1 protein-coding gene is annotated in these 19,203 nt (G+C 53.8%); it reads right to left on the minus strand.

The window, feature by feature from the left end; translation table 11 throughout:
- A partial coding sequence (locus tag K5753_02460) for a leucine-rich repeat protein (protein MCR4726064.1) occupies nucleotides 1–18,968 on the minus strand: 18,968 nt, incomplete at its 3' end.
- Nucleotides 18,969–19,203 lie beyond the last annotated feature (235 nt).

The raw sequence follows: 19,203 nt of genomic DNA on the forward strand, positions 1-19,203 counted from the left end.
GCCATACCGTGGGCGCGCCCGTTAAAGGCGCTTCCGCCGATCTCGACGACGGGTAGTTCGTTGATGACGTTCGGGATGATCAGGTTCTTATGCGAAGAATTGCAGATATGATCGTTCAATCCCGTGATCTTGTAGCCGCTCTTTGTTTGCGAGCCGACGGTAAAGGTCGTGGACTCGATCTTGAAGCAGCCCCAAGTCGTCCCGAGGTTGAAGGTAATGCCCTTTTCTTCGCAGTATTCGTCCAGTTCGCTCGCGGTCATACCGTAGACGATAAGTCTCGAATCGCAGCCGTCGAAGATATTCGTCCCGATGATCGGGTCGGAATTGACGTAGACCTCGCCGAGTTTTTGGACGTTACGGAACGCGTAGGAACCGATCGACTTGATCGTGGAAGGCAGGTTGATCGTGCGGAGGTTCGCGTTTCCTTCGAAAGCCGCGTCGCCGATCTGCGTGACCTTCTTATTCTCGATGACGGACGGGACGATCAGACTTTCAACTCGGACGGCGTCGTCCACGTATCTCTTGATCTTGATCTCGTTTCCGTTTACCGTCTCGTAGACGAAGTTTCTGAGGTCGGTAACGAGGACGTGTTCCAAACCGTTCTCCTCGCAGTATTGCGCGAGGACGCCGTCCGACGCGCCGCTCGCATTCCTGTGATAGACGACGACGGGGAGATCCCCGAAGATCTTTTCGCCGAGGTGATCGGGACTATTGAATCCAAAGTGGAAATAGACGCTTTCGAGACCGGATCCCGCAAAGGCGTACTTCCCGATGAAGTTATTCGACGTGCTGCTCGTGTCGCCCGGGAGCTTCATATATTTCAAGCCCGTGCAATTCATAAAGGCGTACGCGCCGATCTTCGTTACGTTATTCAGATTCACGGTTTCGAGAAGCGTATTATTCGCGAAAGCATAATCGCCGATCTCCGTGCATTTATCCGGAAGCGTAAACTCGGTAACGGTATTGCTGCCGAGGAAGGCGACGAGCTTCAAGTTGCTGCCGTCTTTCAAGTACAAGCCGCCGCCCGAGAACGCATAGTCGGGATCGTTCTCGTTGATCTTATAAAGGACGTAATACTCGTTCGTGGCGTCGATACCGACTTCCTGAATGCCGTTCGTGTTGAGGAGCGCGCCCGCGCCGATATCGTTTACGCACTTTCCGAAGGACGCTTTGGTGATACCCGAGCAACCTTCGAGCGCAAAGTCGTAAAGGACGCGAACGTGGCTGAGATTATCGAGATTACCGCCCGAATCGACCATCGACTGCACGGAATCGTACAGAGAGTTATCGTAGAAAGTCATCTTGCCGTCTCTGTCCTTCTCGCCCGTGATCGTGCGTCCGTCGATCTTCGCCGTAAGTTTGCCGTAATAGCCTTGAGTCGATTTCGCGTAGTTACCGAGGGAAAGCGGATGCCCGGAGAGATATCCGAACGCGCTGCTTTCGAAGAATTGGAGCGCAATGGAAGTAAGCCCGCTACGATACACCGTCTTCTTCTTAATGAAATCATTGATCACCGTCAGGTTGAACTCGATATAGAACTTACCGTTTCCGTCCGCAGGCGAAATCGTGATGCCTTGGGTAACGATCGTCTCCGTCGAAGCGCCGATCTGATACTGGTAGAACATATTCAGATTCCCACCCTGCAAAAGTCCCGCCTGCGCGAGCTGGATCAAAGTGTAGCCGCCGTAAGTCGAGAAGACTTGAGTGTTCGTTACGTTTTGGACGAGGCCCATCTGGCGGACTTCGTTCAGCGTCTTGGTCTGGTTCGCAAGGATCGTGTTCGTAACCGCGGCGTCGTAATCATCCGGCGACAAAGCGATTTGATCCGCCGAAGCGACGATCTGAGCGACTCCGTAGAACGGGATGCGGACCCATGCGGTCTCATAGTAGGGTCTGACCGCAGCGTCTATATTTTCGACCCTCGCGCAATCCTCCTCTTTCGTGATCTGGATATCGAGAGCGGAATCGTACTTGATCTCGAAATCGCCCTCCGTCTTCGCCATGACCGAGTGAATCGCGACGTTATGCGTAAAGTCGGTGCGCTTGATCTGACTCAGCGTGTAGACTCTCCACGGCGCGTCGGGCGCGTCGGGATCGTTCTTCGTAACCGTCGTCGCATAAAGGATGCGGAGTTGACCCGTCATTTGCGAGAACTTCTCATTCTGCCAGTTGATCGAGACGGTACCCGTCGTTTCATTGTACTTAAAGAATCCGGTGTTCGGGATCGCAAAGTAATTCTGATCGTTCGGATTCGTCGTGTTCAAAGACACTCTTCCTTGCGAAACGGGATTTTGTCCTTCCTCGTCCAAAGTGAAGTTTTCATACCAGAATCCGGTGACCGCACCGATCGTAAAGCGGACGTACATTTCACGCGTGTGGTGTCTATCGGAATAAAAACCTTTACCGATATGACTCGTGTAATATTGATGGATTCGGATGACGTACGTTCCCGGTTGCGTAAGTATTCCCGTCTTTAAGGGTCTGAACGTGTAGGTTCCGTCGGCGGGATTCTTGTTCCAAGAAAAGTTCGTCGTAAGCCATTGGTTGATAACCGCGTTATAGATGGAGCTGTCACCGCTGGGAGCTTGCCAAAGCGTCGTAAACGCGATGGAACTCGGATTATCGGAAACCTTTTGATGTTGGTATCCGGGCGCCGACGGGCTCAAATGATATAAGCCCAAATAGTTATACCACAACTTACTATCCTCGGTCTTATTGAAATTGGTCGTGTTGTAATAATTCGTGCCGTCGTGCTCTTCCAAGTACGTGCCGTCGTACGGGAAGGTGAAGTTCTGCCCGTGGATCTCGAACGAACCGTTATCGAGAGCGACGCCCTCGGTCTTTTGGACGTTGATCGTTTCGTTCATATAGATGACCTCACCCTCGGCGTCGAGCTTATAGGCGTTGCAGCCTGCGTCGTCAATTTCGAGGTTGGCGCAACCCGCGAAGGCGCCGTTTCCGAGCTCGACCAAAGTTTCGGTCATCGTAAAGGTCGAGATCGCGCTGTACGCAAAGGCTTTTTCACCGACTTTTCTGAGGGACTTATATTCTTGCTCGGTAAAGAGCTCGCTGAGAGACGAGCAGCCGTAGAATGCGTACTCCTCGACGGTATGCAACGAGCCGACGAGACCGACTTTCGTTACGCCGTTGGTCGCCGTGTAGAGAAGCGACGTCAAGGACGAGCAGCCGTAGAACACATAACTCGGGATATAGGAAGCCTTCGGCATCTTGACGGTGATAAGACCGCTGCATCCGTAGAAGATTCCTTCGGTCAAACTCAACACATTATTCGGAATAACGACTTCCTTCAAGCTATGGCAGTTCATAAAGGCGTAGTTCCCGATGGTACGAACCGAGGACGGCATAACGATCTTTTCGAGCGAAACGCAGTTGCGGAACGCATTCGCACCGATATAGTAAACCGATTCGGGAATGCGGATCGTGCGGAGCGAGCTGCAATTATCGAAGAGCGTCGGATTGATAACGGTGATCGATTCGGGAAGAGTGACGTCTTCGAGAGTCGTCAATCCGCTGAACAGCGAATCCGCAAGCTCGTTTACAGTGACGCCGTCGATCGCATTCGGAATATTGATCGTCTTATGGTTCGCGTTGCAGACGTGATCTTTAATGCTGTCGATGCGAATCCCGTTCTGCGTCACGGTATAGTTGAAGCAGTTGATCGAAGTGCAGGAGTTATAGCCGATGCCGCTCTCTCCGAAGTAATCGATCATATACTGCGTGGACGGACCGAACGCGCTGAAATTCCTTTCGGCGCCTTGCGAAACGCTCATCGTGTTATTGAAGATATTCTCGCCGAGCGAAGTCGCTGCGCCGAGGAAGTACGCCTCGTAGAGATTCTTACAACCGCTGAACGCGAGTTTTTCGACGACTTGCAAGCTGGACGGGAAGATCAGGTTCGTCAAATTCACGCAGTTCGAGAACGCGAGTTCGGAGATCTTCGACAAACCTTCGGGGAAGACGACGGAGGACATAAGCCTTCCGTCGAACGCGCCCTTGCCGATCGTGGAGACGCGGCGACCGTTGATAAATTGCGGAATGACGAGCGTGCTTCCGACCGGAGTCTGGAATCCGCCCGCAGCCACGGCTTTGATGCCTTTTATGACGACGGTATTGTCTTCATCCTCCAAGTACTCGTAATCGAAGCCGGTCACCTTATTCGCCGCGACGACGTTGATGTTCGTCCCGACCAACGTCGTGTAGACCACGGACGAAGAGGACGGCGCGTAGACGACGAGGTTCTTATTCAGACCGCTGAACGCGGAAGAGCTCAAAGAGTAGACGTCTTCGAGGAAAGTAATGGAAAGCAGGTTCGCCGCGCCACTGAAAGCGGAATTCGAGATGTATCTCGCGTTACGGTTGACGTTCGCGGAGATGTCGCTTCTCGCGCACATATAGGCGTAAAGCGTCTTGAAGTCCGCGCTGTACAACGCGCCGTTATCGAGGGCGAAGTACTGGCTCGACTTGGTCTCGACGAAGGCGCCGCTTTCATCATAGTAGTAGAACGAAATATCGTTCAGCTTCTTCATTCCGACGAACGCGTTTTCGCTGATGCTCTTCACGGTGTACGGAATATAGAGCTTAACGACGGTCTTATTCCCGGTAAAGCTCGCGCCGGAGATCGAAGTTACGGTCTTTCCGTCGATCTTTTCGGGGATCACGATGCGGTTATGGCAATTCGGGCAAACGTGAGAAGCCAAGCCCGCAATACGGATCTCGTTTCCGTTAAAGACCGAGTACCTCAAACAGACGATCTCATCCAACCCCGCGACGACGAGTCCGCGCGTAAGCAACGACTCTCTGATCTCGGTCAGATTATCGGAGAGATAGACGGTCATGGAATCGTCCGCGCGCTCTTCGAAGCAGTCCTCCGAGAGGGAGACCTCTTCGGAAGTCAGGAAGACCTCGGTCAAGGATTCGCAGGAATAGAACGCTTTGCTTCCGATATAGGACACGTTCTCGCCGATGAGGATGCTCGTCAGGTTCTTACAACCCGCAAACGCCGCCACGCCGACTTTCGTTACCGTCTGCGGAACGACGATGGTCAGGACGTCTTGGTTATGCGCGAACGCTCTGTCGCCGATCGCGGTCACGCGAAGCCCGTTGATATACATCGGGACGACGACGTCGCCGTGATACTCGCAAACGTGCGATTGCAGACCCGTGACTTTGATCTCGCCCGCGACCATTCCTTCGGTCGTGGTCGTAAAGCAGGTGCTCGGGGTCAGGTTGCGGAAAGAGACGCCGCACTCGGTGCAGAAGAGTTCGAGCGCGCCTTCGGAGAGACCGCTGACGACGAGATTCGGAAGCGTGTTGCCGAACGCGCCGTCATCCACCGACGAGATCGCGCCGTAGACTTGGACGTCGATGAGCTGTTTCGCGCCGTAGAAAGCATTCGTGGAGATGCTGGAAACGCTCTGCGGAAGCGTGATGCTCTTCAAATGCGCCGCGCCGCTGAACGCGCTGTTTCCGACGACAACCACGCCCGAAGACACCGTGTAACTTTCCGCTTTCGTTCCCGCGGGATACGCGACGAGGTTGGTCTTGCTCTTATTATAGAGGATTCCGTTCTCCGCAAGATAACGGATGTTCTCTTCTTGGACGGTAAATTGGACCAAGTGGCTCGCGCCGCTGAACGCGCCCGTTCCGATCGAGAGGACGGATTTTCCGATCTCGATCTTTTCGACGGCGGATTCGAAGAGCGCGCCGGAAGCGATCTGCTTCGTATCCTCGTTGATCACGATCTCTTTCCCCGCGAGGGAATCGACGATCGCATAAAGGGTCTTAAAATCTTTGGAATAGACGAGTCCGTTCTCGACCGTCAAATACGGATTCTCATCGACGATCGTAAAGCTCGTCAGCGCGGTGCAGCCGTTGAAGGTTCCCGTCCCGATGCTCGAAACGTATTGCGAGATCGAGATCGATTTCAGATTCTTTCTGCCTTCGAACGCTCCGCTCTTGATCGCCATGACTTTCTTTCCGAGCATCAAAGGCGCGATCGTGATATCCGTGTGACCGTAGGGGCACTTATGGTTCTTTACTCCGTCGATGCGGACGTAAGACTCACCGAGCGCATTCATCAAAGTGGAAGTCAGGAAGCAGGTGTACGGCGTCCCGGTATTGAAGTTGATGGAACGCTCGTTTGCATACTTCGCGATTTCGTCGTTCGATTTCTCGGAATAGAGGATCAAAGTGGACTTCGCGGCGAGGAAGACTTTCTTTCCGCCGAAAGTCACGTCCGAAGTCTTGAAGACGACTTCATCCAAGGAAGCGCAGGACGCAAACGCGCTGTCGCCGATCGACTTCACGCTGTACGGGATCGCCATATACGCAAGCGAAGTACACGCTTCGAACGCGCTCTCGCCGATCTTCGAGATCGAAGTCGGGATGATGATCGACACGACTTTTTCGTTTCCTCTGAACGCGGAAGGCGCGATCTCGGTAACTTTTACGCCGTTGATAAACATCGGAATAACGACGTTGACGTGATCGCCGGAGCAACCTTCGTGACCCGAAGCGTTCAGCTTCGTGATGGAGATGCTGTCGATCGTCTCGTATTCATAGTCGAAGCAGGTCGCATCGTTCCACGAAACGTAAATAATGTTATGCCTCGTGCAGTAGCTTTCGAGGTACTGCCCTTTCGGCCCGAAGAGTTGCAACCCGATCATAAAGTTATCGAAAGCGGATTCGGCGATATAGCCGTGTTCGACTTCGGTCTCCATATCGGTGCAGAAATAGATCTCTTCGAGGTCTTCCATATTCTTGAACGCGCGATCGCCGACGCGATAAACGTGATACGGCACGGTCAGGAAGCGGATCGTTTGGACGCCTTCAAAGGCGCGATCCAAGACGATCTGGACGTCCTCTTTGCTCTCGAACACGTTGGTCGCGAACGCGTTGAACATCGTGTGGAGGACGGTTCCTGTCTCACCGTACAATGCGCCGTCCTTCAAGTAATAATAACCGTTATTGACGAGTTCGAACGTTTTAAGAGCGTTCAAATAGACGAACGCGCCTTTGCCGATCTCGTTTACGGTCGAAGAGATCGTAATGCTCGTCAGCATCGCGGAATTCTCGAACGCGCTCTCGCCGATCACTTCGGGTTCTTCGAGAATCAGGACGGAGGTCAAAGCGGAATCTTTGAACGCGTTGTCCGCGATTCCGTAGACCTTCGTGTTGTTAATGAAGCTCGGCACGGTCAAAGTGCTGTGGTTGCCCTTCTTGACGAGCGCGCCGCCGATGTAATCCATCGTCGTCTCCTGCGCACACGCTTCTTCCTCGGCAAAGCCTTCGATGACGTAACCGTTCTCGGTCAAGTTGAGTTTCAGGCAATCCTTCGGAGTGTACATCACGAGAGTAACGACGTTCGTCATTTCCGCCGGATGGTTGACGTAGCTCGTCGCGGGAGCGTAGACGGTCACCGTCCTTTCCTTGAACATCTCGCCGAAGATGTCTTTGACTGCTTCGACCGTTACTTCAAACGAAGTCTTGATCGCTTCGTTCTCCGCAAGGATAAGAGTGATCGTGTACTTACCGGAGAGGTACTTATTGTACTGCGAAGCGTCTACGATGTAATCGGTGCTTTCGAGAAGGACTCTGCCGCCGTCCGAATAGGTCGCGTAGACGGTCAAACCTTCCGCGCGGAAATCGTCGCCCCACTTGAAGCTGTTCGTTCCGACGAAGACTTCGCGGGAAGTGGTTTCACGGCTGTAATAGACGAGTTCGGGATCGTAGACCTCGTTATAGATCTTATAATCGTTTCCGACCTTGACGTAAAGCGTGCCTTGGACGTAATTCTCCTCGGTGACGTCGGTCAGCTCTGTGTAGACGTGCGTGTAAAGCGCGGTCGTGGCAAGAAGCCCATTCAGGACGGCTTTATCCGCCGGCACTTTCTGGCAAGCGATGATATCTTCTTCTTTGACTTCGACGCCCGCGGGTTCTTTCGCGTCCACGCCGATCGAGATGCGGTTCTCGAAGAAAATCTCTTCGAGCGCTTGCATATTCGCAAACGCGCAAGCTCCGATCTCGGACGCAGTCGAGATCTCGTCATTCGCACCGAGGTATTCGGGGATGCGAATATATTCGAGTCTATCGTTTCCTTCAAACGCGTAGGACTCGATCGCGGTCACGCCCTGCGGGACGACGAACACGCCCGTTCCCGCGTTGCCGCCACCCGTCGCGAGATAGGTGTGGAGCAAGGTCATATCGTAAGAATACAGCGTAAAGTTATCGAAACGGAAGCTCGTGTTGCCCGAAGCGATAATGATCTCGTTCAGCCATTCGCAATCCGCAAACGCGCCCTCGCCGATCTCTGTGACTTCGGAAGTCAAGCGGATCTTCGTCAGGTGTTTGGAGCCCGCGAATGCGCCCGCCGCCACGCGCTTGACGCTGTCCGGCAGGAGGAAATCGGTAAAGTTCGCGCCGATCGCGGTCGGAGCGTTCAGCGGGAGATACGCCATAAGCGTCTTCTTATCGCTCGTGTAGACGATACCCGCGGCGTAACTGTTTTCATTCGCGACGACGATATAATTCGCGTTATCGTTGACGTAGATATTCTCGATATTGTATGCGCCCTTGATGAATCCTTCTTCGATGAGGTCGATCGAGTAAAGGAGGGTCAGCATCTTGATCTCGACGCGGTTCTTAAAGGCGTCTTTGCCGATCGTGCGGATATCGTAACGAACGCCGTCCTTGACGAGATACGGAGCGACGACGATCTCTTGATAACCGTAGCCGTAATCGAACGCGGGTTCCGCGCTCATCGCGACGATCTTCGCGACGCCTCTCTTCTCGCTCGTCTTCGTAAGTTCGTACTCGAAGGCGTCGTCTTCCGTCCAAGCGACGTAGCGGACGCGGGTCGTCGCATCGTCACCCTCGTAGTAATTATCGATGAAGTACATTTGAACGGTGCTGTACTTCTCTTCGGGGATATTGCTCGCCCTGTCTTTTCCGCCCGGACCGTAGACGGTGATCTTACGGTCGACTTCGATCTCGTCGATCTTGCCCATGATCCAGTTGCCCATCGCGTTCTTGGTCGGAGAGCTCTCGAAGTAGACGTAGGTCAGGTTCTTCATATCCTTGAAGGCGTAGTCGCCGATCGAGATGATCGTGTCGGGCAAGCGGACGCGCGAAGTCACCGTTCCTTCAAAGGCGCGCGCGCCGATATGGGTCATATCGTTGCCGCCCATAACGTTGACGTTTTCGAGGACGACCGCATCCTTCTTGTTGGAATAGAGATAGGTGTGGAGGAGGGAGCGATCTTTGTTGAAGAGCGCGCCGAGGGTCAGATCGAATTCGTACTGCTCGTTATCGTTATCGACCAAGATATCGCGGAGCGCGGTCGCGACGGAGAATGCGCCTTCTCCGATCTCGGTCAACGTCCTCGAAACGCCGACGACTTGGACGAAGTCGTTTCCGTACATCGCGCCCGGGAGAAGTTTTTCGACGCCGCGGAAAGTGATCGTCGAGGTTTCGAGATCGACGACGGTGTCTTTGACTTCCTTATAGGAGACGACGATCTCGGTTTGGTTCGGATTCGCGGGCTGCTGATTCTCGGTGCCCTCGCTTCCTTCACTTCCTTCACTTCCTTCGCTGCTTTCGCCGCTTTCATTACCTTCGCCTTCGCTTCCTTCGCCGCCTTGGCTCGGGTCGAGCGCAGGATCGATGCTCGGTCCGGGGATCGGCGAGGGAATCGGATTGCCTCCGCTCTGTTCGCCGCTCTGTTCGCCGCTCTGGGTCTCGCCTTGGTTGCCGCCTTGGCTTCCGCCGTTATTGACGGGGACTTCGGTTTCGACCCTTTCGAGTTCGACGTTACCGAAGTTTACGTTCTTGAATTTGTTCGACGCGAGATAGGTGTGGACGACCGTCTTCGCCGCGTTGGAATACAGGACGCCGTTCTCGAAGACGTAAGGCGTCGTGTTGCCGTTGATCGGGCTCGCGAGAAGCTCGATCTCGGTCAGGTTATCCATATCCGCAAACGCGCCGATACCGATGATCTGCATCGCGCCGGTCACGCTGATCTTCGAAGCCGAAGAACCGAGCAACGCATATTGCCCGAGTTCCGCGACGGACGCGCCCTTATAGAAGAGCGGCAAGACCAAAGTGTCGTGACCGCCCGAGGGGCAAGGCGCCGTCAGGTGATCGTTGATACCCGTGATCATATAACCGTCCGCATTCTTTTCGAAGGTGAAGCAGTCTTTATAGGTATAGCGCAAGACTTCGAATCCGAGGATCTCTTTGGCGTACACCGCAAGACCTTCCGCATCGCTTCCGATCGGCAAGCAGATCTTGAAGGACGCGGCGTTACGAATGTTCGTAAACGCAGTCGGGCTGAACGTCTTGATATAGGTCTCGAAATAGACGAGCGTCAGATTGACCGCGCTGTCGAAGGCGCCGTCTCTGACCGCGGAGACGTCATAGCTCGATCCGATGATCGCATAAGCGGCTTTCGCGCCCGCGGGATACGCGACGAGCGAGGCTTCCGACGGCTTTCCGGTCTCGGAATCGGTCGCGAGGATCTCAAAGAGCATTCCGATCGCGCTCGAATCGGGCGAAGAAGAGGAGACGAAAGCGATATTCTCGGGATCGACGTAAATGTTTTGCAACTGCAAGCATTGCTCGAACGCCCTGTCGCCGATGATCACGACGTCTTTACCGATCGTGATCGCGCGGAGCGATTCGCTTCCGTAGAACGCGCCCGTTCCGATTTCGGTGATGCCTTCGGGAACGGTATAAGCCACCGCGGTATTCTTCGCAGTGTAGACGATGATCTTCACCCTCTCGGATTGATCGTTCTTTCCGAAGAGGACGCCGTCTTCAAAGGTGAAGTACGGATTTTGCTCGCTGACGACGATCTCCGTCAATCTCGTGCATCCGCTGATCGCGCCGTTACCGATCGTGCGGACGCTGTCCGGCAAGGTCATACGGATGATCTCTTTATTGTTTTGGAGCGCGCCGTCGCCGATCTTAACGACCGTATACGAATTCACGCCGGAGTAAACTTCGCTCGGAATCACGAGATCGTTGTGGCAATTGATACAGACGTGATCTTTGATCCCGATGATCGTGGCTTCGTTATTCATAAGATCGTAAGAATACTCGAAGCAGTTCTTGTCGTCGTCGAGCGAATCGAGGTAGACGACGTTGATATTGACTTCGCCCGTGCGGATCAACGCGCGGAAGTATTCGTCGAGCGTAGTGCAATCGCTCGTGAAGTAGACGTTCAAAGGCTCGGGCTCGTTAAACGTCGCGAAAGTCCCGTTTACGAGTTCGAGATCCGCGGTAAAGTAGACTTCGCGGAGCGCCTTCGCGCTATGGAAAGCGTCGGGATCGATATGATTGACGTTCTTTCCGATGACGATGCTTTGCAACGCGCTGTTCAGGAAGGCTTCCGATCCGATCTTCGTAACGGAATTACCCGTGCGAACGCCCGTAAACAGATAGTAGTACTCTTGGTCGACTCGGTACTCTTCCGCAAGCGTGTAGTGAGCGCCGCTCGCGTCGTAGGTCCTCGCGTAGAACTTGCCGGGGACGAAGCTTTGCTCGGAAAGGATCGCGAGCTTATAGCCCTCTTCGTAGGATTCTTCCGCGAAGGCGCCCTCTTTGATGCCGACGACTTCGTGACCGCCGATATAGAGCGGGATATTGATGACCGGGTGGACGTGATAATTACCGCAGGAAAGACCCGTCACGACGACGCCGCCTTCGACTTCCTCGGTCGCGAGACACTTCGTGATGTCCGCATAGAATTCCAAACCGGCGTAGATCGCCGCTTTTTCGAGGTTATAGCTGCCTTCGGGCGCGTAGATGGTCGCGGAGATATTTCCGACGTCACCGAAGATCTTCTCTCCGACTTCGACGTCGGACGTAAAGCGGATCTGCTCCAAAGAGGTCGCTTTCTTGAACGCCGCCTCGGAGACGGTGCGAACGGTCTCGGGGACTTCGTAGCTCTTTTCCTTATTGGTATAGAGATAAATATAGAGGTTGGTCTTATCCTTATTAAAGAGGACGCCCGCGTTGAACACGAAGTTCGGGTTCTGCTCGGAGACCGCGATCCTTTCGAGTTTGTCGCATCCGCGGAACGCGTCGGAAGCGATGGTCTCGACGGTGTCGTTCAAATAGAGGATCTCGACGTTGACCGCGCCGTCAAACGCGCCGTCCATGATCTCCACGACTCCGTCCGGAACGGTGTAGATCACGTCGGACGAGAGGCAGATGAACATCTTCTTGCCGTCCATGCTGAGGAGCGCGCCGTCCGTGTACTTATACGCGGGATTCTCTGTCGCGACGAAGACTTCTTTCAGCCCGGTGCAGCCGTAGAACGCGGCGGTTTCGATGTTCGTGATCGTGGCGGGGATGCTCAAAGAATAGATCTCGGTATGATTCGCGAACGCGCCCGTCGCAATGCCGACGACTTTCAAGCCGAGCATATAGTCGGGGATATCGACGTTCGTGTGACCGGTCGCGCAATAGTGATCTTTCAAACCGGTGATAATAAGGTTTCCTTCGACGTCTTTCGCATACTTAAAGCAAGTCGGCATCGTGCTGGCGTTGTAGGAAACGTTTTGATAGGTCAAAATATTCTTTTCGAGATTGCCGTCGGAAGGACCGAACGCATTGACGTGCTTATCGGTCGGGTACAGGATACGCGTTCCGATGGTCTCCAATTCGCCCTTGAAGTAAATCTCGGTCAAGTTGTCGCAAAGGAGGAACGCGAAGGATCCGATCGTCTTAACGGAAGACGGGATCGTAATGCTCGCGATCGAGGGCATATACGCGAACGCGCTGACGCCGATCTCCTCGACGTTCTCGCCGATAACGATGTTCTTCACGTTCTCGTAATACGAGTGATTCGCGCTGTTGTAGAAGCAGGAATCACCGAGTTTCACGATGCGCAAACCGTTGATCTGATACGGGATGACGACGGTTTCTTCCGTTACGCCGAGATACTTCGAAATGTAAGCGGTGTTTTGATCGATCGGCACGAAGTCGAACAAAGCGTCGTCCGTCCAAGGAACGAAGGTGATGTTGTTCGCGGCGCAGTACGCCTGAACGTTACTGCCCGACGGACCGTAGACGACGAGTTCTTCGTTCTGATCGTGAGAATCGAACGCGCCCTGCCCGATCGAGCTGCCCAGCGGAACGTCGTGATTGAAGTAGACCGAAGTCAGGCTCTTACAACCCTTGAACGCATTCGCGCCGATGTTTTGGATGCCTTCGGGGATGACGATCGAGGTCAACTTGATCGCGTTTTGGAACGCGCTGCGGCCGATCGTAAAGGTGTTTTTCGCAAACTTGACGGAGGTCAAGCCGGACGCGCCGTAGAAGGCTTTCGCTTCGATAATGAAGTCGGACGTGCCGTCTTCGAAGGTAACGCTGTAAATCTTCGTTTGCGCTTCGAACGCGGATTGCTTTACGCCGACGACGTCGCACTCTTCCTCGCTGCCGTCCTCGTGGATCTTGACGTGCTTCGCGGGGATGTTTACGAAGTTATGGCTGTTATTGCAGATATGCTGCGACTGACCGGTGACCATTTCGGTTCCCGCCGCCGCGCCGTCCGCGTATTCGATGCAATCGCCGTCGTTGCTCATCGCCGTCTTATAGCCGCGAGTGGAGTTATTGACTGCGTTGAAGAAGTCCGCCGCGGATTCGTCGAAATAGAAGGTAAGCGTTTTGAGTTCGACGCCTTCGAATGCGTCGAGCGCGATATTCGCGAGATCCATATATCCGCCGAAGTAGACGCTGACAAGAGAGTTACAATTCTTGAACGCCTTCGACGCGATCGCCTGAACGGTCGCGGGGATATAGATGCTCGTCAAGCGGTTGATCTTGCCGCCCGTCTCCTCGCTGAACGCTTCTTCGCCGATCGTAACGACGCGCGCGCCGTTGATATAGGGCGGGATCGAGATGTAAAGGTTCTCCTCTTCCGATCCTGCGGGGAAGCGGACGCCGGTTTTAAGCCCCGTTACGGTGACTTCCGCCGAATTGCCGCTCGTCTCGAAGCTCGAAGCGGAATAGCAGTTATTGAACTTAATGCCGTTATTGACCGCATACAAACCGAGGTTCTCGCCGTTCGGGCTGTACACGATGAGTTTCGAACAGCCGGTGAAGACTTCTCTTCCGAGCGCCGTTACGTCTTTTTCGACGTACAGCGAGGTCAACCCGACGTTTCCATAGAATGCGTAGTTACCGACGCTCTGCAAGCTGCCTTGGATGGTGACGCTGACGAGTCTGTTCGCGCCGTAGAAGGCGTTCGCTTCGATGACGGTAACGGTATCGGGGATGACGACCCTTTCGAGCGCGGTGTTGCCGTAGAACGCGCTGTCGCCGATAATCTTAACGCCCGGATTGATCGTGTAATACTCTTGCTCGTTATAGCTGAGGTAAGTGATAAGCGTCGTTCCGCTCTTATTGTAAAGCGCGACGTTATCGGTGCTGAAATAGCGGTTCCCTTCCGGGATGACGATCTCGGTGAGATTCGTGCAACCGTTGAACGCGTCGGCGGAGATCGAAGAAACGCGACTGCCGATCGTGATCATACGGAGATTTTCCGCTCCGGCAAACGCGCCCGCGGCGATCTTGGTAACGGATTCGGGAACGACGTAATTTTCCGCAGGAGAAGCGGCGAAGTAGCTGATAAGCGTGTCGCCCGAACCGTTGAAGATGACGATGGATTGCATCACGCTATTGATCTCATCGGTGACGATCTTATAGAAAGCGTTGTTTTCCGCCGTCACGCGAGCGAGATTCGAGCAACCGCTGAACGCGGAATTACCGATTCTTCTGACGGAAGCGGGAATCGTGATCGAGACGATCTCGCGGTTATTGAGGAACGCGTTATCCGCGATCTCGGTGACGGGGAGACCATCGATCATATCGGGGATCACGATATCCGAGTGACCGTACGCGCAGACGTGCGACTTCAAGCCGACGATGCGGATTTGATTGCCCGCGGCGTTCTTGGTGTAGACGAAGCAGCTCGTGCGCGTGCTCACGTTATAAGGATATGCGTTTTGATCGCAGTAGGTCTTGACGTTGCAATCACTGTTCGGTCCGTAAACTTCGACGGGCGTTCCTTCGAAGATCAAAACGCCGATCGTAGTCACGTCTCCTTCGAAGGTCGCGGATGCGAGCGCGGTGCTCTTCTTGAAGGCGTTATCGCCGATCTCTTGGACGGATTGCGGAATGACGATCTGTTTGAGCGCGCTGCACTCGCTGAACGCGCTTGCGCCGATCTTGGTCAAAGCCGCGGAAAGCGTTACTTCTTCGAGTTTCAAGCAGTGCTCGAACGCTCTTGGCAAGATCTCCGTCACGGTATCGGGAAGGACGAGCTTGGTGATATTGCTGTTTCCGAAACCGCCGATCTTGCGGACGATCGCCTGTTCGCCTTGATATTCGCTGATCGTGGCGTAATACGCTCTCGGGATATATGCGGGAACGATCAGCTCGATCTCCTCGTTCGGATCGAAGATGGAGGTCAGATCGGTATCGAAGATATAGTAGGTGGTGCCCGGGAGATAATCCACTGCGACGGAGAAGGCAAATCTGTCTCTGTCCGCGACGTAGAAAGTAACGTTCTCGTTGCCGAGATATGTATTCGAGTTGAATTCGTTCTCGCTGATCACCGCCTCGCGGAAGATGCCCTTGGTAAAGCCGCTGATCGTCGCGTTGCCGTTCTTATCGACGTTGGAGACGTAAGCGGAACCGTTTAAGGTCGTCAGATTCAAATAGGAGATCGCGGTATGCGGGACGAAGGTAATATGATAGGTCTCGCAGTAATTCTTCAAGATGCTCTCGCCCTGATCGTTGATCGGACCGTAGATAATGACGCTTTCATTTCCGATAAAGAGCGTCTCGAAGACGATCTCGGAGACGCCGACCGGAAGAACGTCTTGCATAAAGTAGACGTACTTCAAAGCGGTCGAATGCGCGAACGCGTTATCAAAGATCGTGATGACGGAAGGCGCGATGACCTTATTCGTCAAGTTGGTATTGTACGCGAAAGCGTAGGAGCCGATCTCGGTCACGCTTTCGTCGATCACATAGCTGAGCGCCGCGTTGGACGCGAGGTAGGTGTGAAGGATCGTAAACACGCCGGGCTGGCTCGCCTGCAAAATGACGCCTTTATCCATTTTATAATATTCGTTCTCTTCGATCGTCAGATCGGTGAGAGAGACGCAATCCGCAAAGGCGCCCTTCCCGATCTCGGTAATGCTGTCCGGAATGCGGAAGGAGACGAGTTTGCTGTCGTGGAAAAAGGCGAATTCGCCGATGGATTTGAGATACGACGCCTGCATCTTGACCGTTCCGAGAGAAGTACAGGAATCGAACGCGTGCTCGCCGATCGTTTCGAGACCGGAGGGCAAATTGATCTCGGTCAAATTCACGCAGCCGCTGAACGCGTAATTACCGATCTCCTTGACGCTGGACGGAAGAACCATCGTCTTGATGACGGTTTGATTCTGGAAGGCGAACGAATCGATACCGACGATGTGATACTTCTTTCCGTTATTCGTAACGGTATCGAGGATAACGATGTTTTCGTGACCGCCGCAAGTGTTGTGGTTTTTGAGTCCGGTCAGATAGATATCCGCTTCCACGTCGCCGTGGGAAGTATTCTCGATCTCGCGGAATTCGAAGCAGGACGCGTCGGTATAGACGACGAGACTGATCGTCCTCGTAAAGCCTTCGACCAAACCCTCGAATTCCTCGGAGGGCGTAAATTTAATGCGATAGATCGTCGTCGCGGTCGTAACTTCCGCGCTCGCGTTCTCCCATTCGAAGACGCCGGGGATCGGAATATACTTTCTCGTAAAGTAGAACTTATTCGCGGCGTACACCGTCGAACGGACGTATTCGCCTACGTAGTTGACTTCGTAATACGCGCCGCTCAGAAGTTGCGTTTGCGAAGAAACGATCGCGGGTTCGTACTCGCTGAAATAATTATAGACGTAGACGTCGATGCCTTCGCTATTCAGGTTGACTTCGGAAAGTTTGGTTCCCGAGATGACGCTGTCCGCCGTCGGGAGCGCGCTTGCGCCGACGAGTTCGGAGCCGCTCGCCTTTTCGACGTTCACGCGGAACCAGAAATATTTGCTTTCGTATTGGATGTCGGACGGAGTAAAGAGCGCTTTATAGTAGTAATAATCGCCGTTCTTATAGACGTTGCCCGAAGCGCTGATGCCCATCTCGCTGAAATCCGTCGTCCTCGGATCGGCGGGATAAATATTGCCGTCTACCCAAGAGAAAAGACCCTTCAAAGCGACTCGGGTATCCGCCGCGAGGACTTTGAATTCATCGGTCGTCGGAAGTTTGACATCTTTAAGTTTGGTGCCGAATTTAACGGTTTGGATCGCGCCGTAATTCGTGTCCGCGACTTCGGGAACGACCGCCTTTTTGATGACTTTGACGGAGATCTCGATGACCTCGTCCGAAAGGATCAACGCAAGTTCATCCGTGAGGAGGACGGTCACGCCGCAGGAGAAGGTATCGGTGAGACCGGGGAGCACGGTAAAGTTCTCCTCCGAGACGATCTCTTCGGGCTTCTCCCAGTCGAGGGTGATCCCCTCTTCCGGGATATCGATCTCTTCATCGCCGTATTTATAATAGGCTCTCGTGTATTTCAGGAAAGAAGCGCCGAGCTCGGATCCGTAATCGATCGAAGAAGCGTTGAGCCCCTCGAAAAGGATCTCCGCGCGATTGACGACGAGATCGATCTCGACGTCGGTATCTTCGAACTCGACGTCCACCTGACCGGTCGGGGTCAAAGGATGGTAAACGGCGACGTACTTATTCAATCCGACTTGCGGGATCATTTCTCCGTCTTTCCATTCGAAAGTTCCGTAATTGGAATTTTCCGCGTTGCCGCCCGTCAAAGTACTCGCAGAGAGTCGCTGACCGAAGCGGATGTCGCTCGCCTTCGGCAGACGGGTTTCGTCAAAGGTAACGGAGACGGGGCGAACGTCCAACGTGATCGTGTCGGTAACGGTGTTGACGTCGTTCTTATTTTGGGGTTCGAAGACGTACGAATAAACGGTTTGCGCGACTTTCGCGGTCAAATTCGAAGTGTATTGCGTAACGCCGTCGTTATCGATATAGCCCCAGAGGTATTTTCCGGCGACCGTCGTTCCGGAACCGATGACGTAGCCGTAACGGCGATTCACGGAAGTCGAGGGAGCCGCGACCAAACCGATTCTGGAAAGGGGCGTTCCGCTCTTGATGATGCCGCCCGAAACTTTGACGACGGGTTTATTCAGGTTGCGCTCGGTCTCATCCGCGCCGTAAAGCACAGGAGTCGCTTTAAGGACGGTGACGGGGAGTTTCGCTTCGGGGCCGACCGCCGCGGAGAGGTTGACCTTCTTATAGTTGTTGTAGTAGCTGCTCGAATCGGACGACGCGCCGGCAGGAGTAAAGACGACGTCGTAGGACGGAGTGGAAGTGGAAAGCGTTTGCCCGGAGACCCAGGAGAAAGTTCCGGGAACGTTCGCGTATTCCGAATAAATCGAATTGTCGAGAGTCGTGACCGAGAGCATCTCGGGCGTCAAGGTCGAACCGTACATCAAGCGCAATTCCGTCGGCGCTCTTTCGGGATAGTTCGGGACGACCTCCGGCCACTTTTTAACGACCGTATCCGCTTTTGTGATCGTCAGCGTCGCGGTAGCGCTCGCGGTGACGTACCCTTTTTTCGAGAACGTGACCGTTGCCTCGTACACGCCGGCGTTGATCGCCTCGGTCAGGGTTTCGCCCTTATCGCTTAGGAACGAAACCTTCCACCCGGACTGCTCGCCGAGCGAATTCGTGACCTCGACGGTGTGCGGCGTCCCGTCGTAAGCGACGGTGACGTCGAGCGCAGTGAGCTCCATCGTCTTTTTCGAGCAAGACGCAAAGACGAGGACGCTCGCCAAGACGACGAGGATCAAAAGGATCAAAACGGATAATTTTTTCTTGTTCATAACAGCCTCCTGTAACTGTTTGTCGGGCGAAACGCTTGCTTTATGCGTGTGCGCGCGATTTCACTTACCGTTATAGTACCATTTACAGCGGTTTTTGCGCAATGCACGCGCCGAATTCTTACTTATAAAATAATTGGGATTAAAATTTCTTAACATAAAATTATTGCATTCTTAATCTTATATCGATATATTCGCTTTACGTTTTTCGCCCTACGATCAAAAAGCCGAAAAATAC

Source organism: Clostridia bacterium, assembly GCA_024685775.1.
Lineage (GTDB): Bacteria > Bacillota > Clostridia > Christensenellales > CAG-1252 > CAG-1252.